At 40.2% G+C, this 23,223-nt stretch carries 24 protein-coding genes and 2 pseudogenes; 14 read left to right on the top strand and 12 right to left on the bottom strand.

Annotated elements, in window-relative coordinates; genetic code table 11:
* Positions 1-36: 36 nt before the first annotated feature.
* Positions 37-537, bottom strand: a complete 501-nt coding sequence (locus MKY24_RS11920; protein ID WP_264453811.1) for a phosphoglycerate mutase family protein — start codon at positions 535-537, stop codon at positions 37-39.
* Between the two features lie 218 nt (positions 538-755).
* Here MKY24_RS11920 and MKY24_RS11925 point away from each other — a divergent pair, with 218 nt between their 5' ends.
* Both MKY24_RS11925 and MKY24_RS11930 read left to right on the top strand, forming a co-directional pair.
* Positions 756-953: a DUF3934 family protein gene (locus MKY24_RS11925; RefSeq protein ID WP_023988500.1), complete on the top strand. Its 198-nt coding sequence runs from the start codon at positions 756-758 to the stop codon at positions 951-953.
* A gap of 115 nt (positions 954-1,068) precedes the next feature.
* On the top strand, positions 1,069-1,761 hold the full coding sequence (locus MKY24_RS11930; protein ID WP_023988501.1) for a pseudouridine synthase: 693 nt from the start codon (positions 1,069-1,071) through the stop codon (positions 1,759-1,761).
* A gap of 107 nt (positions 1,762-1,868) precedes the next feature.
* Here the strand turns inward: MKY24_RS11930 and MKY24_RS11935 are convergent, their stop codons facing one another.
* From MKY24_RS11935 to MKY24_RS11950, 4 genes are read right to left on the bottom strand one after another with little or no spacing between them, the layout of a single operon-like run.
* Complete coding sequence (locus MKY24_RS11935) at positions 1,869-2,969, bottom strand: endospore germination permease (RefSeq protein WP_023988502.1); 1,101 nt, start codon at positions 2,967-2,969, stop codon at positions 1,869-1,871.
* A 12-nt stretch (positions 2,970-2,981) separates the two neighbouring features.
* The gene (locus MKY24_RS11940; protein ID WP_023988503.1) at positions 2,982-3,209 is read right to left on the bottom strand and encodes a hypothetical protein; all 228 of its coding nucleotides are present in this window, start codon (positions 3,207-3,209) and stop codon (positions 2,982-2,984) included.
* Positions 3,210-3,215: 6 nt separating this feature from the next.
* The gene (locus MKY24_RS11945; protein WP_264453809.1) at positions 3,216-4,424 is read right to left on the bottom strand and encodes a Ger(x)C family spore germination protein; all 1,209 of its coding nucleotides are present in this window, start codon (positions 4,422-4,424) and stop codon (positions 3,216-3,218) included.
* Between the two features lie 14 nt (positions 4,425-4,438).
* A complete protein-coding gene (locus MKY24_RS11950; protein WP_339202056.1) occupies positions 4,439-5,869 on the bottom strand; it encodes a spore germination protein in 1,431 nt (476 codons plus the stop codon).
* A 309-nt stretch (positions 5,870-6,178) separates the two neighbouring features.
* Between MKY24_RS11950 and MKY24_RS11955 the strand changes: the two genes are divergently transcribed.
* The 4 genes and pseudogenes from MKY24_RS11955 to MKY24_RS11970 all read left to right on the top strand — a co-directional run.
* A complete protein-coding gene (locus MKY24_RS11955) occupies positions 6,179-6,754 on the top strand; it encodes a LysE family transporter (RefSeq protein WP_264453807.1) in 576 nt (191 codons plus the stop codon).
* 24 nt (positions 6,755-6,778) lie between these two features.
* Positions 6,779-7,555 (top strand): AraC family transcriptional regulator, encoded by a 777-nt coding sequence (locus MKY24_RS11960; protein WP_023988507.1) that lies wholly within the window; start codon positions 6,779-6,781, stop codon positions 7,553-7,555.
* Between the two features lie 15 nt (positions 7,556-7,570).
* Positions 7,571-8,422, top strand: coding sequence for a 3-methyl-2-oxobutanoate hydroxymethyltransferase (gene panB, locus MKY24_RS11965; protein ID WP_023988508.1), 852 nt, complete (start codon positions 7,571-7,573; stop codon positions 8,420-8,422).
* Positions 8,403-8,492 (top strand): annotated as a pseudogene (locus tag MKY24_RS11970) (alpha/beta hydrolase); the annotation flags it as partial. The gene panB and the pseudogene MKY24_RS11970, both read left to right, overlap by 20 nt.
* 160 nt (positions 8,493-8,652) lie before the next feature.
* On the opposite strand, the gene MKY24_RS11975 reads toward MKY24_RS11970, so the two are convergent.
* Complete coding sequence (locus MKY24_RS11975; protein ID WP_279836011.1) at positions 8,653-9,474, bottom strand: NAD(P)H-binding protein; 822 nt, start codon at positions 9,472-9,474, stop codon at positions 8,653-8,655.
* A gap of 131 nt (positions 9,475-9,605) precedes the next feature.
* On the opposite strand from MKY24_RS11975, the gene MKY24_RS11980 reads away from it, so the two are divergent.
* Positions 9,606-10,430, top strand: a complete 825-nt coding sequence (locus MKY24_RS11980; protein ID WP_339202060.1) for a MerR family transcriptional regulator — start codon at positions 9,606-9,608, stop codon at positions 10,428-10,430.
* A 249-nt stretch (positions 10,431-10,679) separates the two neighbouring features.
* On the opposite strand, the gene MKY24_RS11985 is transcribed toward MKY24_RS11980, so the two are convergent.
* Complete coding sequence (locus MKY24_RS11985) at positions 10,680-11,282, bottom strand: TetR/AcrR family transcriptional regulator (protein WP_076295890.1); 603 nt, start codon at positions 11,280-11,282, stop codon at positions 10,680-10,682.
* A gap of 187 nt (positions 11,283-11,469) precedes the next feature.
* On the opposite strand from MKY24_RS11985, the gene MKY24_RS11990 reads away from it, so the two are divergent.
* Complete coding sequence (locus MKY24_RS11990) at positions 11,470-12,675, top strand: MFS transporter (RefSeq protein ID WP_076295891.1); 1,206 nt, start codon at positions 11,470-11,472, stop codon at positions 12,673-12,675.
* A 299-nt stretch (positions 12,676-12,974) separates the two neighbouring features.
* On the opposite strand, the gene MKY24_RS11995 is transcribed toward MKY24_RS11990, so the two are convergent.
* Entirely contained in the window at positions 12,975-13,403 is a 429-nt protein-coding gene (locus tag MKY24_RS11995) for a MerR family transcriptional regulator (RefSeq protein ID WP_339202064.1), read from the bottom strand.
* A 169-nt stretch (positions 13,404-13,572) separates the two neighbouring features.
* Here MKY24_RS11995 and MKY24_RS12000 point away from each other — a divergent pair, with 169 nt between their 5' ends.
* Together MKY24_RS12000 and MKY24_RS12005 are read left to right on the top strand one after the other, a co-directional pair.
* The gene (locus MKY24_RS12000) at positions 13,573-14,694 is read left to right on the top strand and encodes an NADH-dependent flavin oxidoreductase (RefSeq protein WP_339202066.1); all 1,122 of its coding nucleotides are present in this window, start codon (positions 13,573-13,575) and stop codon (positions 14,692-14,694) included.
* Between the two features lie 396 nt (positions 14,695-15,090).
* Positions 15,091-16,476: pseudogene (locus MKY24_RS12005) on the top strand (Tn3 family transposase); the annotation flags it as partial.
* Here the strand turns inward: MKY24_RS12005 and MKY24_RS12010 are convergent.
* Entirely contained in the window at positions 16,475-16,696 is a 222-nt protein-coding gene (locus tag MKY24_RS12010) for a helix-turn-helix transcriptional regulator (RefSeq protein WP_339202068.1), read from the bottom strand. The pseudogene MKY24_RS12005 and the gene MKY24_RS12010 overlap by 2 nt on opposite strands.
* 111 nt (positions 16,697-16,807) lie before the next feature.
* Between MKY24_RS12010 and MKY24_RS12015 the strand changes: the two genes are divergently transcribed.
* Positions 16,808-17,086, top strand: coding sequence for a DUF6809 family protein (locus MKY24_RS12015; protein ID WP_254351656.1), 279 nt, complete (start codon positions 16,808-16,810; stop codon positions 17,084-17,086).
* Positions 17,087-17,175: 89 nt separating this feature from the next.
* On the opposite strand, the gene MKY24_RS12020 is transcribed toward MKY24_RS12015, so the two are convergent.
* Entirely contained in the window at positions 17,176-17,394 is a 219-nt protein-coding gene (locus tag MKY24_RS12020; protein ID WP_044645949.1) for a helix-turn-helix transcriptional regulator, read from the bottom strand.
* 670 nt (positions 17,395-18,064) lie between these two features.
* On the opposite strand from MKY24_RS12020, the gene MKY24_RS12025 reads away from it, so the two are divergent.
* Complete coding sequence (locus tag MKY24_RS12025) at positions 18,065-18,253, top strand: hypothetical protein (protein WP_149094206.1); 189 nt, start codon at positions 18,065-18,067, stop codon at positions 18,251-18,253.
* Between the two features lie 470 nt (positions 18,254-18,723).
* Here the strand turns inward: MKY24_RS12025 and MKY24_RS12030 are convergent, their stop codons facing one another.
* Positions 18,724-19,470: a class I SAM-dependent methyltransferase gene (locus MKY24_RS12030; RefSeq protein WP_339202074.1), complete on the bottom strand. Its 747-nt coding sequence runs from the start codon at positions 19,468-19,470 to the stop codon at positions 18,724-18,726.
* Between the two features lie 413 nt (positions 19,471-19,883).
* Positions 19,884-20,996, bottom strand: a complete 1,113-nt coding sequence (locus MKY24_RS12035; protein ID WP_339202077.1) for an alpha/beta hydrolase — start codon at positions 20,994-20,996, stop codon at positions 19,884-19,886.
* A gap of 247 nt (positions 20,997-21,243) precedes the next feature.
* Here MKY24_RS12035 and MKY24_RS12040 point away from each other — a divergent pair, with 247 nt between their 5' ends.
* A complete protein-coding gene (locus tag MKY24_RS12040) occupies positions 21,244-21,339 on the top strand; it encodes a hypothetical protein (protein ID WP_233903895.1) in 96 nt (31 codons plus the stop codon).
* Positions 21,340-21,485: 146 nt separating this feature from the next.
* Positions 21,486-23,126 carry a helix-turn-helix domain-containing protein gene (locus MKY24_RS12045; protein ID WP_316243668.1) on the top strand — a complete coding sequence of 547 codons (1,641 nt, stop codon included), beginning with the start codon at positions 21,486-21,488 and terminating at the stop codon, positions 23,124-23,126.
* Positions 23,127-23,223: the final 97 nt, after the last annotated feature.

Below are 23,223 nucleotides of genomic sequence, written 5' to 3' on the forward strand. Positions count from 1 at the left end.
GACCTCCCAGTTTTTTTTGAATTAAACTACAACAGTTTACTCTGTACTCCACAAATGCTTCGCCTGACATTTTCCATCACTAAAAGTTAAAAGATAGAGATCCGGATTCGTGATTTCCTCCAGAATAAAATCTGGAGCATAATGATGCAGCAGGAGTGTTATGATCAAGCGATGGGTGACTAACAGAAAGGTGTGTCGACCGCTCTCCAGCAATTCTTCCGTTAAGGCAGTGACCCGGGTGTTAACCATTTTTTCAGACTCTTCAGCCGTAACTTCGGGCACCCCTCGTTCTCTAAGACGATCTTCAGGTGGATCAAGTTTGATGTTTAATCGTTCTTCAATGATTTCCGCTGTCTGCCAAGCTCGTTTATACGGACTGGAAATCAAACGGTCTACATGCAAACCATCCATATGCAGTAGAAAATCCGCCAACTGCTTGGCTTGCTCGAAGCCCTCTGGAACTCTGAGCGGAGCATCCGGCTCATTACCAGTCCCAATACCGTGACGAACCACAAACAGCCTTACGTCATTATTCATCCTGTATCCTTCTTTTCTAGAGAAAATTAGCCATTTAAGTGGGGGAAAAGAAAGCTTTTTTCGCGGCCTACAATAACATGTGTGAGCTTTCACATGATTATGTGCTCCTTTATTTGGCACAGTTTATGCTTCAATTTTTTAAAACAAATGGGCATTATGATCAAAGTAATGGTATGATAGCTTAGTTAAATCTGAACGACTAGTAATGGAGTGATCATATGGGTGGAAAAAGCAAGGGCGGCGGGACCGGCAGAGGTACAGGTAGTAAGGGCTGGACACGCTGGAACAAAACTGCGAAGCCAGTAAGGACAAAAAGCGCTTCTACAAGCGCACCGGGAAGCAAAGCGGCAGGTGGCACAAAAGGCGGCACTGCCAAACCAACAAGGAATAAAAGCGGCGGCAGCAGTAGCAAATAAGCCGGGAAAGTATAAGTTGTCGTAAACGGCGAACATCTGATTAAGCAAGAACAATCAGGTGTTTTTTTAATTATTTTACTTATACTCGCATATTATAATCAGAAGCAGGTGAATCGTGAGAATTAACAAGTACATAAGTGAGACAGGATTTTGCTCACGTCGGGAAACCAATAGGTTGATTGCAGCAGGACGAATTACGATTAATGGAAATGTTTGTGAAGCGGGCGCAGAAGTAGAGCCACAGGATATCGTGCTGATTGATGGAAAAGCTATTCCGCTTAATTCCATTGAACCTGTATATTTGGCTCTGAATAAGCCTATAGGCATTGTTTGTACCGCAGCGGAGCAAGTGGCTGGCAATATTATTAGTTATGTCAATTATCCTTCACGTATCTTTGCCATTGGCAGGCTGGATAAAGCGTCAGAGGGACTCATTCTATTAACCAACGATGGAAGCATTGTCAATCAAATGATGCGTTCCGAGCATGGTCATGAGAAGGAATATATAGTGACTGTAGACAAACCTGTTACAAACGAGTTTACGCAGGCCATGTCTCGTGGCGTTGAAATATTGAACGTCATTACCAAACCGTGCAAAGTTGATCGTACGAGCGAATACGAGTTCCGCATTATTTTGACGCAGGGTCTGAACTTGCAAATTCGCAGAATGTGCAAGGCCTTGGGCTACAGGGTGCTAAAGTTGGAACGTATTCGAATTATGAATATTACCTTGGATCATCTGGAACGTGGGCAATGGAGACATCTGGAGAGGGAGGAACTGGAGTTACTTCTTGCTAAATTGCAATAATGATTACAACAAGAGCAAGTCCCCTAGCCCAATAGGCGTCTTCCATGTCCTTTGGACGTGGTGGAGAGGCTGGAATTGGACAGTATGTTCATACGGTCAATGCAACTTTAGTGATACTTTTTACGGAATTTCAACGAGCCGCCTACCTTACCCACCAGCCATAGCACAATAGGAAACACGATACCGAAAATCATGGCGTAAAAAGGCCATACTGAAAAAAACTTGATTAAAAATTGCATATTTGGCCAAATAGAATGAACCATTGCCATTGCGATTAGGATCAGAGGAACTAAGAGAGAGTTAGCGCTTCGAAGACGAAAAGCATCTGCAAGCCCTTGCGCTGAAACATATAAAAGCAATGCGAGTCGAAAAAAAATGGTAACAAACCAGAACACTGCAACGACAATTTCAAACCGTTGAAGAAACTCCCCGTTACTGATTGTTCGGCTAATAAAATAAGTAGGAAACGTCAAATTAGATACAACACCTTCACTCATCACGGCGATTATTTGTAGAACCATGAAAAAATACATGCCGCCGCTAATCAAAGCACATGTAATCACTGTCTTTCTCCACTTCTTTGGATCGGGAATGTACTGTGCAAAAAAAAGATACAGAATTGCTTCAAGGTAGGGAAAGGCAAACAAATTGAACGAAGCGAGAACGATAGGGTTCAAACCATACTCAAAAATAGGGAGCACATTATTTATGTTGGTCTCAGGAAGAAGGGTAATCCTGACCAAAAGATATAGAACCAGAAGGAAAAAAAACAGGATTTCCGCACAACGGCCAATTACAGCAGGGCCTGATCGAACGGCGAAATAAATGACTATAAGCATGATGAAATATATCGCGTCGGAGGGAGTTTCCGGCATAATATCTATTGTGATAAAGTCACCTAGATTTCGAAGCGTCATGATGAACACAAGAAAGGGAAAGAAAAAAATGAAAACGATGCTAATCGTCCCGCCCAAGGGACCGAAGAGGCAACGGAGATGCTCTACGAAAGATTTCCCCTGTATTTGCCTAGCGATGGAGGCATATAAAGGTATCAATAACAGATGGAAACCTAAGGAGACTGGGATGGAGAGCCAGGCATCTTGTTTAGCGGCAGCAGTAATTGCCGCTGGGAGCACCAGATATGCGCTTCCTATTTGATATAATGTAAACCACATAATAGCTTGTCGAACGGTCAAGTTGGAATTCATTCCAATGCCCCCTTAAGATAACATTTCTATAAGTAACCGGCTTACCGGTTGGAATAGGATTCGAATGCCCGTCAGTGGAGTCGGCAGTTCAATGTTGGCGATCCGTAGGATAATCAATATAACGCCTATAGTCAACAATACCGAGCTGAATACAATTTCACGCACATATTGTTTCTTCTTGAATTTTTTAAACTCATACAGCGATGTTAAAATGGAACTTACGAGAATCACATAAAGCATATGTATTCACTCCTGATTGTGTAGTCCCATATCGATTGGACTGGTGATTTCTCCGAACCGGATCAAACGATAATTGAGCTGAATATCCACTTTAAGCGTTTGGAATTTTTGTGGCCAATCCTCTTTCCATTTATGCCATTCACGTGGGTACTTGCGGTGAAGAGCTTCTCCAAACCCGAATATATCGGAACCGATTTGTTGTGCGTACGAAATGCCTTCCTTCAAAGACTGTTCCAGATGCTCTTTAGCTGATTTTTGAAGATCTCTAAATGTCTCTTCATTCTTAAGGTTGACATTGCACGAGACCGTTCCGATATTGGATTCTGTATCCACAATAAGAGAAATGTGCGGCTCATGGTCTATTATTTCTGGACGCATCTTTACTTTGGAACGGATTACTTCAACAACAAATTTTCCTTTGGAATTCGGACAATCGATGGAAGCTACGGTGCTGGAAACACGGTTGGATATATAGGTAAAGGCTTTACTTTGTGAATCATCCATCCAATCGATAAGTCGGTCGCCCTTGAAAACACCAATTCCAGTGAAAAAATATTTAACATGTTGGGGCGACTTTGTCACATTATCAATAGTTAGACCTTTTTCTAGGTTTGTCAGTCGAATACCGGTGAGAACCGGTTCAATGCCATCCTCTGTAAATTTTTGTAAAATATCTTTCACATTGACCGCGGAAGTTGGAGCCCATGCTTTTTCAGAAAGCCTTAATGCCTTATACATATCCATTGCAGGCAAGACCTCGGTCGGAGCTACAAAAGTAACGGCCTCCTTTGCCGTGTTTCCTCTGACAACGGCCAAATAGAAATCAGGCCGAACTTCATGATCACGGAACAGAAAGTCCAGCGGCTCCTTGATTCCTTTTTTGGCCGTTTTTTCATCAAAAATAACAAACTTTAAGTGAGACATATACATTTTTCGGGACGATTCCGTTGTTAATTTTCGAATAGCTTCAAATATGGTATCGGCGCGTTTGGAAAAAACGATCGTTGGCGTCCGTTCCATGGGGGAATTCTGAGACATTTGCGATGGGTCAACCACTTGTAAACTGACTTCATATTGGTCATCAACTGCATCAATGCCCATAGCCATCACGACGGAAATTGCGCTCAATTCCTTACTGTTCCAGCAACCCGTAAGAAACACCATTAGCCAGATGCACATAAACAGTAATAAAATGGTGGATCGATACGAGTTCATGATGGTCTACTCCTTTAGTTTTTGCGATGTTTTTTTTTAGTTCTATATGGAAAACGTAATATGGCGTCCCTCTGCTCCGACGATTTGTAATTGGCAAAGGGGCTCAAATACGGTACACCGAACGAATGAAGCCCATTCAGATGCACAAAGAGCATGAGGATACCAACAGTCAATCCGTACACACCAAACATAGCGGCTATGCCTATGAAAGCGAAACGTAATATCCGGATTGGAATGGCAAAGGTGTACGAGGGAATGACAAAGCTCGAAATGGCAGTTATTGCAACAACAATGACCATAACAGCCGAAACGATGTTTGCTTCTACAGCTGCCTGGCCGATCACTATTGACCCAACAATTGAAACGGCTTGACCGACCGTCCGTGGCATACGAAGACCTGCCTCCCTCAGAATTTCAAAAACCACTTCCATGATCATCGCCTCAATAAATGCTGGAAACGGTACTCCTTCACGTTGCGCGGATAAGCTTAATAACAAAACTGTTGGAATCATATCCTGATGGAATGTCGTTAATGCGACATAAATGGCCGGAGCCAACATACAGATTGCTAGACAGATGTACCTTAATATTCGAATGATACTACTGTAAATAAAGGATTGATAATAATCTTCTGCGGATTGAAGGAAATCTGCAAACACCGCAGGTGCAAGGATGGCGAAGGGAGATCCATCCACAAATATCGCAATTTTCCCCTCCATAATTCCTGCTGCAATAGAGTCTGGGCGATCAGAATTATAAAAGAGCGGAAATATCGTGAGTTGCTTATCTTCATGGAGACATTCTTCCAAATATTCGCTTTCAAGCACGCCTTCTACATGCATGTTCTTTAACTTGGATATCATGTCCTGCACCTTTTTTGGGTCAGCGACCCCATGTAAATACATGACAGATACATCGGTCTTGGTTTTTTCGCCAACTTTTACCGTAGTTAGACGTACTCTTGTATCCTTCACCCTTCGACGAACCATAGTCGTATTCGTACGTAAAGTTTCTGTAAACGCTTCTTGCGGACCTCTGACCACAGGCTGCGTCTTCGAGTCCGTAATGCTGCGTTCTTCCCATCCAGGCAAAGAAATGACCAATCCTTCATCCGTATCGTTCAGTAGTAGGAGAAGACTACCTGAGAGGATCTGTTCCAAGGCATCTTCAAAGTTTTGAGTAAAGCTTGCTTCACCAATGTCCAAAATTGCGTTTTTCAATAACGGTAAAGTGATCTCGTCAGAGGAAACACGATCATGCAACGGACGGATCACGTTGTCCTGTACCTTTTGCATGTCAGTCATTCCATCCAAATAAAAAAGAGCGGCGTGTTTATGGCCAGTCGTGATCTCACGAACAATAAAATCCGAACTGTTTCCCATGAAGTCACAAATGAGATCGATATTCTGGCATAATTGTCTTGAAAATTTGGTATGTAACTTCATTTTCACCCTCCTCAGATACGTAGTATTAACAATAATCCGAAATAATACCACAATAATCCATGATTATGTTTGTTGTCGGTAAGGTTAAAAACATCTTTAACGGTAGAGGATTCGGGCTAAGTAATTTTTGAAGACAGCTACGGACAACAAGGAACTGACGATGCAACTCTTGGATAAAGGAAATTTTGATATAGCAAACAGCGTAGCAGAAGGGTGACTACGAAGGGTACAATACCTGCAATAATATACTATATGCCATTTATCTTAAGATGTATTATTTCATGAGAATACGTTAAAGGAGTTTTCCTCATGAATATTACATCTGTTTTAATTTACTGCTTTATTGCCACTTTTACACCAGGTCCAACTAATATCGTTATACTATCTACAGTCCATAATTTTGGGGCAAAAAAAGCAATGAAATATACGTATGGAGCAACTCTAGCTTTTGGTTTATTACTTGTTATTTCTGCTATATTGAATACAATGCTTATAACGATCATACCGAAAATTTTAATTGTTATGCAGATAATCGGAAGCTGTTATATGTTCTATCTCGCCTATCAAGTTTACAAAATGGATACATCCAATCCAACCGTAAACCAATCAGCTACCTTTATGTCAGGCTTCTTTATGCAGTTTCTAAATCCAAAGGTAGTACTATTTACAATGACTGTAATTCCTAGTTTTATTATGCCCCACTATATCGCAATACCTGCGGTGACGATAAGTATTGTCGCTATAACGCTTATTGGTTTTTTAGCATTTGTGACATGGGTTCTTTTCGGTGCAATCTTCAAGGAGTTTTTACAGAAGCATAAAAAGACTGTTAATATAATGATGGCCTTGTTTTTAGCCTATGCGGCCATAATGATATGGATGTAGGTAAGCTTGTTAGGGGTGATTGAATTGGACAAATTTATCTATAAGAAATCAGCAGGTATTACTGCGCTATCAGCAAGTCTTTCTGAATTTAAGTATAAGAAGCACTCTCACATGGAATATGCAATAGGCGTAACATTGCGTGGAATTCAAGAGTATACCTTGGATGGCAGCTTACAGTTATCCTATCAAAATGGTGTGATGCTTTTTAATCCAGAACAGGCGCATGACGGAATGGCACATAATAAGGTGGGGCTTGATTATGTCATGCTATATATTGAGCCACAATTGCTTTTAGAGATTATTGAGCACAAGGATATCGTACGGTTTTCAACGCCAATTGTGTATGACTATAGCCTTGAACAAAAAATATTAAGTCTTTCTAAGGCTATCTTAAGCGAAAAAGATGAGGCTTTGTGTAGCGAATTACTTTTATCCTTGACGGATAGCCTTTTTCAAACCAATCTTTCTACAGACAATAAGAAAGAGAACGTTTTAATTCGAATAGCGAAGGATATGATTCATACCAACTTAGAACATGTACTTAAACTTGACGAGATATGTAAAGAGCTTAATTTATCGAAATTTCAGTTTATCCGATTATTCAATGCTCATACTGGAATTTCACCATACCAATACTTTCTTAACTGCAAGATCGAACGTGCAAAGCAGTTAATAGAAAAAAATAGAGATATTTATTCAGCAGTAGCAGAATGTGGTTTTGTTGATTTAACCCATTTAAATAAACACTTTAAAAGTGTATATGGAACAACAGCATTTGAATATATGTCACATTTAAATTGAGGAGGAGGGAATACGTTGAAACAAACTACAGATTTGCTGAAAATGAAGCAAAACAATGAAAAGATTGTCATGTTAACAGCCTATGACTATCCTTCTGCAAAGCTTGCAGAACAAGGGGGCGTTGACGTCATATTGGTTGGTGATTCGCTTGGAATGGTTGTTCTGGGTTACGATTCAACAATTCCAGTTACAATCGAAGACATGATTCACCACACGAAAGCTGTTAAACGAGGAGCGAAGGATACATTTATCATTACGGATATGCCGTTTTTAACCTATCATTTGTCTGTTAGAGATACATTAATCAATGCTGGGGAATTAGTTCAAGATGCCGGTGCCCATGCGGTGAAGCTGGAAGGTGCCGATGAAGTCGTCGAACATATCGCCGCCCTGACAAGAGCAGGAATTCCTGTCTGCTCCCACCTGGGACTGACTCCGCAAACTGTTGGAGTTTTAGGCGGATATAAGGTGCAGGGAAAAGATGCATTAGCCGCTAAAAAATTGCTGGAAGATGCTAAGAAATGTGAAGCGGCTGGAGCATTTGCTCTTCTTTTGGAATGTGTTCCAAGACAACTTGCAGAAGAAGTAACCAAAGCCCTTTCGATTCCGGTGATTGGAATTGGTGCTGGATTGGATGTGGATGCCCAGGTTCTCGTATATCATGATATTTTAGGCTATGGTGTTGAACGTGTTCCTAAGTTTGTAAAACAATACCATTCGCTGAATCCGTTTATATTGGAGTCCATTCAAGCTTATACTGCTGATGTGAAGAATAAACGGTTTCCTGAAGAAAAACATACTTTTACGATGAAGGAAGAGGAACTGAAAGTACTTTATGGAGGTAAGGCTGGTGATTCACGGTACTGAAGATGCGATTATCCCTTATGAACATGGAAAAAATTTGGCTAACGAAATTACAGGTGCGGTTTTACTGAGTTCAATAAAACAGCGGCAGTCTAGGACTTTATTTTTCCGTCCATGGCTGCCGCTGTTTCTATTACTTGGATCATCAGTCTAATGTAGTATCGTTTTACTCTTTGCCATTCCTCGTTCAGCTAACGTTTTCCGTTAGGTAATTAGTAAAAGTACATAAGGGGTTATACAAAATAATGCTTGTTTTCATTAACCCATTGAGTAAATGTTCTGGCTGGCTTGCCTGTAACTTGTTCTACTGTCGGTAGAACGGTATAGGCTCCTTTAGGAGGGTTTTTCCCAATCCCTATAATAAAGTATTCAATAAATTCATTGTCATAGCCTTTGCTTTTCCAATCTTGTTTTACTTGTTCTTCTGTAATTTCAACAAGATCAATGTATTTATCTATAACTACAGAAATTTGTTTAATCATACTTTTTGGAGACAATGCTTCTGGTCCTGTCAAATCATATGTCCGCTTATCATGGCCTTCTTCTGTTAGTGCCTTTACTGCGACATCAGCGATATCAGCTTCATGAATTCTAGCGCTTAAACTATCAGGGAAAGCCGTACGAATAAGTCCTTCTTTTTGGATTGATTCTGTCCAACCACTGTAAAGTGCATTTTTCATAAATTCCACTGGCTTTAGTAAAGTCCATTCCATTCCGCTATTTTTAATAACGTCCTCAATTGGGTTCCCTTCAAAATCTAACAGGGCTACAATTCTTGCAACATTAGCTTGTTTTGCCATCTGAATAATTCTTTTGTTTTTTATAAATTTTTCGTCCGTTTGTTCACTCTGAGTGATCAGAAACAAGCTATCTATAGTATGGAGATGTGCTTGTATAGTTTCGGGAATATCAAGATCACCTAGAACTACTTGTGCGCCTTTAGGCAAGTTGCTTTCCTTCCTTGATAATGCCTTTACTTCTATATCTTTTGCAAGTAGTTGTTCAACAATATGACTTCCCACACTTCCTGTTGCTCCTGTAACTAGAACTTTCATTCCTTATATCCTCCCAAGATTAATTATTTAGGTATTACTTTCGATTAGATACTCCTCATGGTCTACTGCTATTTGAAGGTTACTTGGTTATAATAAAGTGTGGTGTAACACCATAGTCAAGGAGGGTTTTCATGGAGAATAATGTTCAAACTCATTTAACGTCAGGACAATTTGCAAAAGTGATGGGTATTAGCAAGGATACTTTATTTCACTATGATCGACTTGGAATTCTTTCTCCTGAATTTAAAGCTGAAAATGGGTATAGATATTATTCAATTAATCAAATCGATGTTTTTAAAGTGATTTCAATACTTAAAGAATTAGAAATGCCATTAAAAGAGATAAAAGAGTATTTAAATAAAAGGTCACCTCAGGAGCTCATTGTCCTACTTGGGAAAGAAGAGGCAATGCTGAATTCAAAAATTAAACAACTGCAAAAAATGAAAAGTATAATATCAGAGAAGAAACGAATTACCCAAGCAGCAACTGAGATCATTTCAACTGATATTATTATTGAGGAAAAAAAGGAGGAGTTTTTGGTAGTAACAGAGGCTGATCCTTACACAAATGATAAAAGCATTTACGATTCTATGATAAAACACGAAAAGTACTTGAACATTTATAGTATTGATGCTTCCCATACAGTAGGCTGGATGAGAGATACTAAAAGAGTCTTAACAAATGAAACATTCAATTATGATTATCTTTTTACTAGAGTTAGTAAAAAATCAAATTATTCAAATTTCAAGCGAGAAAAAGGAACATATTTAATCGCGTACCATACAGAGGGATACTCAAGCGTATGTGACACTTATGATCAAATAATAAGTTATGCTAAAGATAAGAGCATAGAATTACAGGGATTTTTTTATGAGGATGTTTTGTTAGATGATCTTTCAGTTAGAGGTTATGAAGAGTATTTAATTAAGATCTCTGTTCAAATCTTAAAGATGTAGAATAGCAAACAAAGAGAACCCATTTCTCTACTTACTGTATATAATACTCACGGCAAATCAAACTTTCTTGCTGGTTAAACATCCATGCATCCCAATAAAACATTTTCCTGTACAGACGGAATTCTGCATAAAAATAGATACAGGTTTGTTAGTCGTTGTTGAAGAGGTGGGTAGAGAGGCAATCTCCTTTTTCGGAGATTGCCTTTTTCTATTGGCATGCCCTTATGGGTTATGAAAACTGAGCCATTCTCAGGCACAAGTATCCCAAAGCTCCATCAATTTAGTTATGGCTGCATCAATGTTGTCTAGGGACACACCATCTCTGGCTTCCGTAGATATACCTTCCAGAAAGGTAACGAATAGTGTGGTTAACATGCTAACATTTGTGGATTCTTGAAGTTCTCCGTTCTTGGTAGCTCGCTCAATACGAGCATAGAACTTGTTCCTAGTCACTGCTCTTTGCCTGATCAATAGTTCTCGAATATGAGTGTTTTCTGGCGAACAAGTATTTGCAGAGAATATGACTAAACAACCCAAGGGATGGGTCTGCTCAGTCTGCATGATTGCTGAACTTCTTAAGGCTAATTCAATAGCTGTGCGCGATGAAAGGGAATAGTTTGTAAGGCTTGTCGATACTTGTCCGTATGTAGCCAAATACTGGTCCAGCGCTTCTTTGAATAATGCGTCTTTTGATTCAAAAGCTGCATAAAAGCTGGCTGAGGAGATGCCGCCCATCGCCTTTTTGAGTTGAGCCAAAGAGGTTGATTCAAATCCATGCTCCCAAAACAACATCATAGCTTGGGAGATCGCTTCGTCGCGACTGAATTTACGTGGTCTTCCGGTTCTAACCATGGAGTAGCCTCCTTTTACCTTGTACTTATATACTAATCGATCCAAAAGTGATTGACAAGAGCGGGAGGTCTCTTTAAAATATGGAATGATCGATCCATAAATAAATGTAAGGAGGTCAAATCACTGGCACATTTGCTTGGTCTTCCGCTTGAACTTGTTTTCAAATCGATATTAAGGAGCTGCGCTAATGTCCAGCAATAATTCTTCTACTACTGCAAAGATCGCGTCTTCCGCTTCCTCTAGGTCCTTTCCCTGGCTTGGCCTGCTCGCTTTGGCTATGACAGGATTCATCTGTATTATGACAGAAACGATTCCGGCTGGTTTGCTTCCGCAAATAAGTAAGGGGCTTCATATTTCAGAGGCAATGGCCGGTCAATTGGTCACCGTGTATGCTATCGGTTCCTTAGTGGCTGCCATCCCTGTAGCTATAGTTACCCGCCAATGGCGGAGGCGTCCGCTGTTACTTCTGGCTATCTGCGGATTCCTGGTTTTTAACAGTGTCACCGCAATTTCTTCCAGCTACATACTGACGCTGGCTGCCCGTCTACTGGCAGGAGTTTCGGCTGGAGTTCTATGGGGAATGATCGGCGGTTACGCTCTCCGCATGGTCTCTGCTACATTGAAGGGGAGGGGGATGGCGGTTGCCATGGTTGGAACGCCCATCGCCTTGGCTATTGGTGTCCCTGCGGGAACGTTTCTGGGGAACCTTATGGGTTGGCGTTCTGTTTTTGGAATCATGTCGCTACTGACTGTTATACTGATCGCGTGGGTGCTTTGGAAGGTGCCGGACTATCCGGGACAGTCCTCCGATAAGCAAACTTCGATCTATGCAGTCTTCCTTACACCGGGGATTCGGCCCATACTATTGGTTGTACTGACCTGGATGACAGCCCATAATATTCTTTACACTTATATTGCTCCATTTCTTGCGGCCAATGGGATGGGGGAGAGAGTGGGTCTGGCGCTGGCTTTCTTTGGCATTGCTGCTCTCGTAGGTATATGGATAACGGGCGTATTCATCGACCGTTGGCTGCGTAAGCTTGTCCTTATTAGTCTTATTTCCTTCGTCTTTATTTCTATTGCTATGAGCTTTAGCAACTCCAATGTCCTTATGATCTATATCATTGTTACGGTATGGGGGTTAACTTTCGGCGGCGCAGCAACGCTATTGCAAACGGCGCTTGCTCAGGCTGCAGGGGAGAGCAAAGTGGATATGGTCATGCCGATTAACACGACCGTATGGAATCTGGCTATCGCTGGCGGCGGGATGGCTGGGGGTATTTTACTTGATACTTTTGGTGCGGGATCATTTTCATGGGCATTATTCATACTCTTATTCCTTGCGCTTCTCGTGGCTTGGGGTGGCAAAAAGTATTCGTTCCCTCCACAGTAATCTGGTAATTAGTGAGAATTTGTTTAAAAAATTCGCTTGTTATGACTTCTAGGGGTAGTACCAGCGTCGCTGTCACCAGGGGCAAAGTAGATGGATAAATATGTTAAATATAAGTTCTGGGAATTTCGCTATGATTGGAGAAATTCCTGCGTCTCAAACGTATGGAATAAACCTACATTTATCTTGTTGGGTTGTTTACGTTAATGTGCAAAGACAGAGCTAGGCTGCCGACATTGATCGGCAGCCTAGTCTTAGTTGGAGATTGAACTATCGTTTCCCGTTAGCGCAAGTACATTACATTAATTCACCATCTTAATCTCCAGGCCGTGACCGTGACATTTAAAGTTATAGTTGGGGTTTTTCATAACCTCTTCTTTCTGAAGTTCATACATGGCTAGTTTATAGTTTATTTCTTCCAAGTGTTTTTGACTTTTGTCAATTTTCTTCTGAACTTCCAATTTATGCTGCATCAACATTTCTTCTCTTTGCAAATAGGTGCTATTTCCCAATTCATAAAGTTCCTTGTAATCCTTGATTTTTGAAAGAGGCATTCCTGTCTCTTTGAGACAACGAATAAAAGAAATCCAATCTATTTGTTGTTGGTTATAAACTCTACGACCTTTTTCGTCACGAGATATATTTGGTAATATCCCCTGCTCTTCATAAAACCTAAGTGTCTTTGCAGATACATTTAAATTCTCCACTACATATGTCATTGAATATAACATCTATTTGTCCCACCTTTAGTTACAGTTACTGTAACTAAATATATATCATGAAAAGATCGAAAACACAATAATTCTACATGTAATCATATAAAAATAAATCCTTGACCTACTGTAACGGTAACCAATTACACTGAAACAGAAAATAAAATATGATAGCGAGGTTAAGGAAATGAATCAAAAATACAGTAGGTTATTTGAACCCTTCACATTCAGAAGTGGAATAACAATGAAGAATAGTATCGTTATGGCACCTATGACCACCTGGTCAAGCAATGACGATCTTACCATTTCGGATGACGAAGTAAAGTATTACAAACAAAGAGTGAATGGAGTAGGACTCGTCATTACAGGGTGTACTCATGTTACACCTAATGGGCAGGGTTTTACGAATGAATTCGCTGGGTACAATGATGAATTTACTCCAAGTTTACGAAAATTAGCTGAAGCAGCGAAAAGTGGAGGCTCTCCAGCGATCCTACAGATTTTTCATGCTGGCAATAAAGCTTTGCCCGATTTGGATGCAGTTAGTGCGAGTGCATTGCAACCCGAAATTACTAATTTAGGTTCAACGCCAGAAACAAGAGAACTATCACATGAGGAGATTTTGTCGATTGTACGTGCTTTTGGAGATACAACAAGACGAGCGATTGAAGCCGGATTTGATGGCGTCGAAATTCATGGGGCACATGGATTTTTAATTCAAAACTTCTGGTCGCCAGCAACGAATCAACGGACGGACCAATGGGGAGGATCACTTGAAAATCGCTTGCGTTTTCCATTGGCGATTATTAACGAAATCAAAAATGTCATTGAAAAACATGCTGCAAAACCATTTATGATTGGTTTCCGGCTTTCCCCTGAAGAATCCCACAAAGTGGACGGATTACGTATGAAAGACACGTATGAATTAATTGATTTCCTTGTTGAACAGGATTTAGATTATATTCATGCTTCATTAGATAATGTGTCTTCAAAGCCAGTAGATAGTCAAGATGAAAAAACACGGCTTGAATTAATTCTTGAAAGAGCAAACGGTAAGATACCTGTGATGGCTGCTGGTTCCATACTAACACCGGATGATGCTCTTCAAGCTGCGGAATTAGGATTGCCGCTAGTCGCCATTGGGCATGCGTTAATTATGGATCCTAACTGGGTTGAAAAGGTCGCAAATGGACGTGAAGCCGAGGTAGATTCTGAGTTGAACGTTTCGAAACTCAACCAGCTTAATATTCCAGAAAAACTTTGGAATGTAATTCAAGCAATGCCCGGTTGGTTTAATATTGGGAAATAAAAAGTAGTCCTAAAGGCTACTCAGATTGACGAGAAACCCACGTCTTTTATGAGACTTCGGGTTTCTTTTGCTAATTCTCCGTCCATCCGTAGTTCGGTAGGGCAATTCTTACTGTTGCGGACACACATACTGCGAATGTTTCGATCTTGAAGGCCTTTGCAAATCGGGGTCGTTAAATAACCTGAATCTAAGGCTACTGCTCCAGAATATTGTTGCGTTAAACTGTCCGTTAGCTTAGTCCCCATGAATAAATAAAAGTTCCGAATTAATTTTTGTATATGGAACTTCGAGTTGTTTGAGACTCATATTGTCTAAAATATACAGCTTGGATATACTTATTTCAAGCGCTAAGTTCCGATACTCACAGTAATAGGAACTTTATTCGGAGGGGATTACATGAAGCGAAATTGGGAACTGGACGAGCTGATTGAGCATTTTACCTATCTCCCGAACGAAATGCAGCAAATAGGGAATAAGAGCAGTGAGACGAGGATCGGTTTCGCAGTCATGTTTAAGTTCTTCCAATACGAGGCGCGATTTCCGTTCCATAAATTTGAAGTTCCTAAGGCCGTCATTTCATACATCGCCAAGCAAATCGAAGTGCCGGCAGAACTGTATGCACAATACGATTGGAACGGTCGGATGATCAAATATCACCGCGCTCAAATCCGAGAATTTTTTGGTTTTCGAGAAAATACCGTTCAAGATTCACAAGAGATGTCGGAATGGCTATGCCAGCATGTCCTTCATCGTAGCCAGGAGTGGTAACATATAAAGGAATCGGTTTACGGTCGGTTCCCGGGAACTGAATGTAGAACCACCGTCACCTGAACGTATTGAACGTCTGATCCGTTCCGCCATTCATACCCACGAAGAAAATTTTTTCCAAGCGACAATCCTGAAACTGCCTATTTCATCACCAGCGAAATTGGATGCCCTCATTGAAAGCATCGCTATGCTCGATGATACTGGTGAAGATATGCCTTTGAAGACAACGGCCAAGTTTCGTTTCATGAGCTAACGCTGCAAAAAAGATTGATTCTCTCACTCTATGGACTTGGCACCAACACTGGACTGAAACGTGTGAGTGCCGGGGATCATGGCGAGTCATATAAGGACCTGCTCTATGTGCGAAGGAAGTTCATTCATAAAGACAATTTGCGAAATGCCATAGCTGATGTCGTCAACCACATTTTCAAGGTGAGGATGCAAGAGGTTTGGGGCGAGGGTACCACGTCCTGCGCGTCAGACTCCAAGAAATTCGGCGCATGGGATCAGAATCTCATGACGGAATGGCACATCCGGTACCGAGGCCGCGGCGTGATGATTTACTGGCATGTCGAGAAAAATTCAACGTGCATTTACTCGCAGCTCAAATCATGTTCCTCGTCGGAAGTCGCCGCCATGATGGAGGGATTGCTTCGTCACTGTACCGATATGGAAGTCGAGAAGAACTATGTCGATTCACATGGACAGAGCGAAGTCGCGTTTGCCTTCTGCTATTTGCTAGGCTACCAGCTCATGCCGCGTCTTAAGGCGATCCATTCACAGAAACTGTATCGGCCCGAACCCGGCATGGCCGATGCTTATTCCAACCTGCAACTGGTTCTTACGAGGCCGATCAACTGGGAGCTGATCCGCTAGCAATACGATCAAATGATGAAGTACGCTACTGCGTTGCGTCTCGGTACCGCCGAGACGGAAGCGATCTTGAAATGGTTTATACGAAACAATTTGAAGCATCCGACTTATCAAGCCTTGGGGGAACTCGGTAAAGCTGTTATCCTGCCGGGTAGGGCTTTATTTGGTTTGTTCTATTTAGTAAATAGTCTGTGCTTGTATGGTGGAAATTAGCTAGTCTAATTAAGATCTCCGTTGGAATGTCTATTTCCCCACGTTCATAATTGCTGTATATCCGCTGGCTACAATTCAGATAACCGGCCATTTGAGTTTGAGTCAAATCTTTATCTTCACGTAAATCTCGAATCCGTTGATACATCATATTCACCTCGAACTAAGAATATCTTAGCGAAATAATCGCTATTGATTTTTAGCGAATAATTCGCTAAAATTAGTCGGAGGGTTAATAATACATATCAAGAAGGAGTAGATCATGAGTATCTTGGAGAACTTTTATTACGGAAAATGTAACCCAAGTGAACGAATCAAATCGAAAGACACTGAGTTTGAACTGGTCTCTCAGAGAATAGCTGATGCTGAGGAAGCCCTCAAAACAAAATTGCCAGAACAGGATTACAAATTAATTGAAGAACTTTCTGATTTACAAGATGTTTTAATTTCCTTATTGTCCGCTTCGGCTTATATTGAGGGTTATAAAATGGGGGCACTAATAATGATTGAAGTATTTGACGGGAAAGAAGGGTTAAAATAGGTAGTTCAGAAGATTGGAGGGGGCGATTATAAAAATTTTTGAAAGGTAGCTCCTTCATGAGGAGTTACCTTTTTTATTTCTAAAAGTAGCTAGCCTGCCGGATAAGGTTTTTTTTGTTTCGTTCTGTTTAACAAGTAGTCTGTGCTTGTGTTATGGAAATCAGCTAGTTTGATTAGAATCCTTGTAGGAATATCAACATCGCCGCGTTCGTAATTGCTATAAATTCGTTGACTACAATTCAAATATTCAGCCATTTGGGTTTGAGTCAAATCTCTATCTTCACGCAAATCTCGGATTCTTTGGTACATCTTCTCACCTCCAAACCAAGAATATCCCAGCGAAATAATCGCTATTTATTTTTAGCGAATATTTCGCTATTTAGTCGAAGGATTTCATTTAGGTTTAGAGCAAGAAGGGAACAGACGTATGCGCATCCATTTATTGTTTGAAGTATATGATTTTGAGACTCAATATATTTACCAAATATGCGTACGCACCGTTTCTTACTGCACTTGCTTCTGTAGACATGATTTATGTTCTCCTAATATGGTTTTGTTGAAAAATCAAAAGGCCGGCACATTGGCCGACCTGGTTCACCGAGGCTCGAAAGCTGTGGATGTGATCCTTATTTGATTTTCCATGATACAAATATATCACGCTGAAAGTCTAACGAACGGCCATCATTCGGTCAAAAATCATTCAATAAACAGTCTCTTTTCACAGGTTATAATAACCATTTATTATCCAAATCCTATGAATAGATATTATTACAGGAAAAATCATCTACTATATCTCCCTATTTTACAAGTATATATAATTCATGTTATTATATTGATTAAAATACCAAATATATGAAGAGAGGATTGATTTTATGCAAAAGTTTAAGAAATTGCGTTAGAATTAATTTCTAAACTAAAGAATATTGGATCACGTGCTTGGAATGAACAGATAAAAATTTATGTAGATAAGATACCACTTTTGACCGACGGTGCAAAAGAAACTTTGAAATATTATCTTGGCTATCAAGTAATAATGCAAGCTTTGGATATCATGGTAGATTTCACAGGCACAGCAGAGGACGGTCTTGCTTACGCCTTAAAATATGTTGGGTTGCCTGCATGGTTGGCCGAACCCGCATCCAGAGCTATTGTCTTCTTCCTGCTGTAAAACCGAACAAAAGGGGGACTAAACGTGTACATACTCGCATTGATTATACTTATTACTACAGGTTTGGTATCCATAGCTGATATTCTGTTTGATATAAAAGATTCAGGTGAAGGAATCCGGTTGATGGTTAAAACTTCACAGGCTCTATTCTTCTTATCATTGTTGTTTTTCACAGTAAAAAGCGGTACCAAGAAAAGAGACTGAACTCGTCACACAAAAAAAGGGTGGAATTGATATAGTTTATCAATTCCACCCTTTTTAGTTATTGCTGCTTCCCGACGTACAAAGCCAATCTGACGATTCTGCCGAACTGTTTCCAAATATTCCTCCACCGCAAGGGATGACTCGGCGATTTTTCTTTCCGGGAATCACTGGAATAGCCTGTTGTTCCTTCAAAAACATGCGAATGACATAGATATCTTACGCGCGGTCGTCAAACACTTGGGATGAACATTCCGGGATTATTCGTTTTAGGCTCCATGTTTTCGACAAACAGTAATGATGGAAGGAGATAAAGGGGTAAACGGTGTTTTATCCCAGTCCGAATATTGATTTTCGATACAAAAGCCGCGGCTCGTTAATAAACGCTGAAGCGTGTCATTATCAGTAAAGCGACATGCAATTCGAGAAATTGTTTTCTCCGATCCCCAATCACGGAACGTGACCCAGTGCATGATCTGGTTACTTGAATCATACGACTGTGTCCCAGATATCTTGACTTTAATTCCATCTTTATCGATAAAATTTCCCCAGATGCTTTCCTCTTGGTTGGATAAATCGGTTCCCAAGGAATTTCGTGTTTCAAAAACAAATATCCCATTTGATTCTAGGTGCTTGTAGACGGTTTCGAGTAAGGCTCGTTGATCGTCATCGCTCAAAAATGCCTGGAATGCATTTCCTGTCAAATAAATCATGGAAAAACGCTTTTCGGAATCGAATGTACGAGCATCAGCTTCAATAAAATCCACAGGCAAACCTTGAGCTTTAACCCACGCATATTCAAGCATCGATGAAGAAATGTCAACACCTGTTATATGTATCCCCGATTTTGATAAATGAATGGTTGTCAATCCTGTACCACATGCAAGTTCCAGAACCTCGCCTGGGTTCAATCTAGCCATATCAAGATAGAAATTGTATTTATTAGTCTCACCGCCAAATTCAAGATCATAATTAATCGGGTCTCGATACTCTTCAAGATTATCGTGATTTATCAATATGAATCATCCCTTCACTACACTACAGATTCCTTTAAATCATCCTTCATTATACCATCCATTCTCGGTTTTGCGATATATGGAAACCACGTTGATGTTTTATAAAAAAAGGACTGACGCGCCAGCACTTTTAAAACAAAAAAGCCGCTAATTTAGCGGATCTGATGATGAAGGTATAATTATTGTAGGAACAAATAAAGGATTAGATCATTTAACCTACCCAGAAATAAAAAAAATCATAGGGGATAAAATTCTTATTAAATACGCAGATCAAAATGAGACGTAAAAAAGGCGGTTTCCCCTTTTGGGGAAACCATTCGTTATACATAATTCTTTTAAATATTTACTTAATATCCGCATTAACAATACTCTGAATTTTTTATGCGAGAAATTATAGTATTTATATCTCTTTGTTATAGGAACTTCTTCATTTCATTAAATGCTAACTCCCTGTGGCCTGCTTGGCAGTGTTGCTCACCACCTGTTTCTTTAGTAAATACTTTGGTTGTAATGGACGCAGCATTGATTAATTCTTGTTGGATTTGTGCGAGTCGGCTAATAGGTACGTATTGATCATCTTCTCCAGCTAATAAAAGAACATCTTGATTAATGAATGCTCCAAAGCCTTGCATCGTGTGCTTTTCGAAATTTTTAATGAGATCAAAAGGCGTTGCTACACCGGTGTTTTCCATCCCTTTGGTAATCTTCCAATGCAAATCAATATTGTGAGTCATCATCTGTTCGAATAATGAATTCACTTGATCTACTTCATTACGATCGACTAGCTGCACTATGCTCTGGTAAGTCTCTTCTGACATTCCCATTTTTAAGACATCTAAACCACAATAGAAAATGTTAAAAGCAACTACTTTATCGATTCTCTTTTCGAAGGCTGCCGCACGCATTGCTAAATATCCTCCCCAAGAAGCACCTACGAGACTAACACGATCTAATTTGAAATAATCAATCACCGTTGATATGGGCTTTTCCCAGTTATGAATGAATTTTAGGCCGTTTTTTAAAGCAGTTCCTTGGCCAGGGCCATCGAATACAATAATATTGTAATCAATTCCCTTCATAAATCTCATCATTTTAAGCATCTCTTCCATGTAAGAATCATAGCCACCAAAGACAAGTAATGTCTTCGTAGCTCCAGGTGTCAATAATTTTACAGCAGGAAGATACGAGTCTTCATAGGGAATCTTGTAGGATTCATAATCAAAATCATGAAAGCCTTTATAGAACATTTCTCTATATTTTCGATACATTTTTTCTTTATTGGGGTCTGTGGTTGCAAGATAAAATTCTGCAGCTTGATAGTAGACTGAGGCTAAGTCAAAGTCCTTGCTGTCTTCGCGTTTCTTTGCAAAATTGAGCCAAGCTTCATACCAGCTATGGGTGTCTTTTAATTTCGGAATCATCTTTTCCAAGTCAGCTTGTGCTCGATCATCTTCTTGATAATAATCATTGATAAAACGATTAATTTGAAGATTGAACTGTTCGTTATTGACATAGGATTTAAACATATATTGTCCTCCTTCAATTTGGGTATGTGCTTACTATAGAGTATAGTTACTACATAAAAAATAATTAGTATCGCATAATCTGTAAGATATCTTACATGTTATATATGAATTGTTCGAAAACTTACACATAAGGAGCAAGTGGTTAAATGAATGAAGATATCAGAATTTATAAACAAAAATAGCTATTGAGCGAGCTTTAATAGAATTACTCCAACAACATGATTTTAAAGATATTACGATCAAAAAAATCTGTGATCAATCTCTTATCGGACGTTCTACCTTTTATAGTCATTATTTAGATAAGTACGACTTGCTAGAAAAAATAGTTAAACAGTATGCTTGATGTCTATTCAGTGGGTTTTGAAAAATGGCAAAGATGCGAACATCATTTTTCTTTTAGATCAAATGCAAGAATATATTATTAATCAGTTAAAGTCTGACTTGTATCAAGGTTAAATGTTTTAGCTAGTATGAGGGCGGTGAGATTACTTGGTTGATATAGAAAAGAACTTTAAACATAAAGAATATGCACCCCTCGAAGGGATGTGTTTCAAGCTACGAGAAATTGAGCATATCAAGAATCAAGCAAATGATTGGGAGCTAAGACTTCAGTTTATCGAATCCCACACGATTCTTGTTGCGGCAAGCGGTCAAGGCTGGCTAACGATTGATGGGCAATTCACCGAACTTCGACAGGGCAGCGTTTACGTGTGTACGCCAGGAGAACTCATCGAAGCAGCCGCGCACTCCTTTGATGAACGAGGGTTTTATTATCTTCGATTTGATGTTATGGACGATGAGGTATCTTCAGCCCATTCGATGCAGATTATTAAGAAGAACAGCCCGTTTCCGGCTAAAGGGGAAGTTATCGTTACGTCGCCTGTTTCTGTTAATACGTTGTGCGATACCATTAACCAATACTTGCAGGATGAGGATCATTTAAAACGATTTCGCGGGCAAATTCTCTTTCAAGAACTGCTGCATACCATCTTGCAAGATGCCCATCTTGAACAAGGAAACGATTCGGAAACAGCCCTAGACTATATCAAAGGCTATATAGAGCAGCATTACCAGAAAGAACTGACAATCGATCACTTGGCCAAGGTGGGGGGAATGAGTACCCGTCATTTTATGCGATTATTCAAAAAAAGGTATGGCTGCAGCGCGATCGACTATTTGGCAGTGTTCCGAATCGAGCAGGCACAACAGCTGATGAGGTCGGGTGGGCAAAATCGTCTTCGAGATATTGCACGACATGTAGGTTACCATGACGATACTTATTTTCGGCGCAAATTTAAACAGGTATCGGGCGTGCCTCCAGCGGCATTTATGCAGAACAGCAGAAAAAAAATAGTCGCCTACGATTTCCCCAACATTGGACAATTGATTGCGCTTCAAATTAATCCTTTCGCCGCACCAGCCGATCACCCATGGACTGGTTATTACAAGCGAAAGTATCACATGGATGCCGTGCTTCCTCTAAGTTCAAATCAATGGATCAAGAGAGAAGAAATTCGACTTGCTGAACCCGATTTTATTGTTGGTATCGACACTCTGGTATCTCCTGAGGAACAGGAAATGCTGAGGAAAATTGCACCTGCATTTTTTGTACCCTGGGTGAAGAACGATTGGCGTACGCATTTGCGCTTAATTGGGAAATTTCTGGACAAGACCGTAGCAGCCGAGACTTGGCTTGAAAAATATGATCGAAGGGCTCTTTTTGTAAGAGAGCAAGTGAAACATGTATTCAAGGATGATCGTCTCCTCATTCTGAGAATCACCGGTGATCGTTACAATGTTTTGGGCAGTAGAAGCCTAGGCACAGTATTTTACGATGATCTGCATGTTCTGCCTGTGCAAGGCGTCGATCTTTTGAGTCAAAATCAGCAGATAACGCCTGACCAACTAGCGAATTTTGATCCAGATCGTTTATTGCTCATCGTAGACGAGGACATTCAGTCACAATTAAGTTGGCAAACACTCATGAATTCTAAGCTATGGAGTGATTTGAAAGCTGTCAGGAACAGCCGGGTGGACTTCCTTCCCTCATATCCTTGGGTAGAATATACGGCTTTCACTCATGAGCTTATGCTGGATGAAGTTTTAAAGATTTGGCGGGATCGTGCATGAAAAAAAGTCGCTATCGTCAATATTCCGAAATTATAAATTCATCTATACTCCTAATATATGATAATGATAATCAATTTTAATTAGAGGTTGTCATAAA

It is taken from the genome of Paenibacillus sp. FSL P2-0322 (assembly GCF_037975315.1).
Lineage (GTDB): Bacteria > Bacillota > Bacilli > Paenibacillales > Paenibacillaceae > Paenibacillus > Paenibacillus polymyxa_B.

Bases quoted from the DNA above. Each gene is read 5' to 3' on its own strand.
- MKY24_RS11920 (WP_264453811.1), bottom strand. From the start codon at position 537: ATGAATAATGACGTAAGGCTGTTTGTGGTTCGTCACGGTATTGGGACT.
- MKY24_RS11925 (WP_023988500.1), top strand. From the start codon at position 756: ATGGGTGGAAAAAGCAAGGGCGGCGGGACCGGCAGAGGTACAGGTAGT.
- MKY24_RS11935 (WP_023988502.1), bottom strand. From the start codon at position 2,969: ATGAATTCCAACTTGACCGTTCGACAAGCTATTATGTGGTTTACATTA.
- MKY24_RS11940 (WP_023988503.1), bottom strand. From the start codon at position 3,209: ATGCTTTATGTGATTCTCGTAAGTTCCATTTTAACATCGCTGTATGAG.
- MKY24_RS11945 (WP_264453809.1), bottom strand. From the start codon at position 4,424: ATGAACTCGTATCGATCCACCATTTTATTACTGTTTATGTGCATCTGG.
- MKY24_RS11950 (WP_339202056.1), bottom strand. From the start codon at position 5,869: ATGAAGTTACATACCAAATTTTCAAGACAATTATGCCAGAATATCGAT.
- MKY24_RS11955 (WP_264453807.1), top strand. From the start codon at position 6,179: ATGAATATTACATCTGTTTTAATTTACTGCTTTATTGCCACTTTTACA.
- MKY24_RS11975 (WP_279836011.1), bottom strand. From the start codon at position 9,474: ATGAAAGTTCTAGTTACAGGAGCAACAGGAAGTGTGGGAAGTCATATT.
- MKY24_RS11980 (WP_339202060.1), top strand. From the start codon at position 9,606: ATGGAGAATAATGTTCAAACTCATTTAACGTCAGGACAATTTGCAAAA.
- MKY24_RS11985 (WP_076295890.1), bottom strand. From the start codon at position 11,282: ATGGTTAGAACCGGAAGACCACGTAAATTCAGTCGCGACGAAGCGATC.
- MKY24_RS11990 (WP_076295891.1), top strand. From the start codon at position 11,470: ATGTCCAGCAATAATTCTTCTACTACTGCAAAGATCGCGTCTTCCGCT.
- MKY24_RS11995 (WP_339202064.1), bottom strand. From the start codon at position 13,403: ATGTTATATTCAATGACATATGTAGTGGAGAATTTAAATGTATCTGCA.
- MKY24_RS12000 (WP_339202066.1), top strand. From the start codon at position 13,573: ATGAATCAAAAATACAGTAGGTTATTTGAACCCTTCACATTCAGAAGT.
- MKY24_RS12010 (WP_339202068.1), bottom strand. From the start codon at position 16,696: ATGATGTATCAACGGATTCGAGATTTACGTGAAGATAAAGATTTGACT.
- MKY24_RS12015 (WP_254351656.1), top strand. From the start codon at position 16,808: ATGAGTATCTTGGAGAACTTTTATTACGGAAAATGTAACCCAAGTGAA.
- MKY24_RS12020 (WP_044645949.1), bottom strand. From the start codon at position 17,394: ATGTACCAAAGAATCCGAGATTTGCGTGAAGATAGAGATTTGACTCAA.
- MKY24_RS12035 (WP_339202077.1), bottom strand. From the start codon at position 20,996: ATGTTTAAATCCTATGTCAATAACGAACAGTTCAATCTTCAAATTAAT.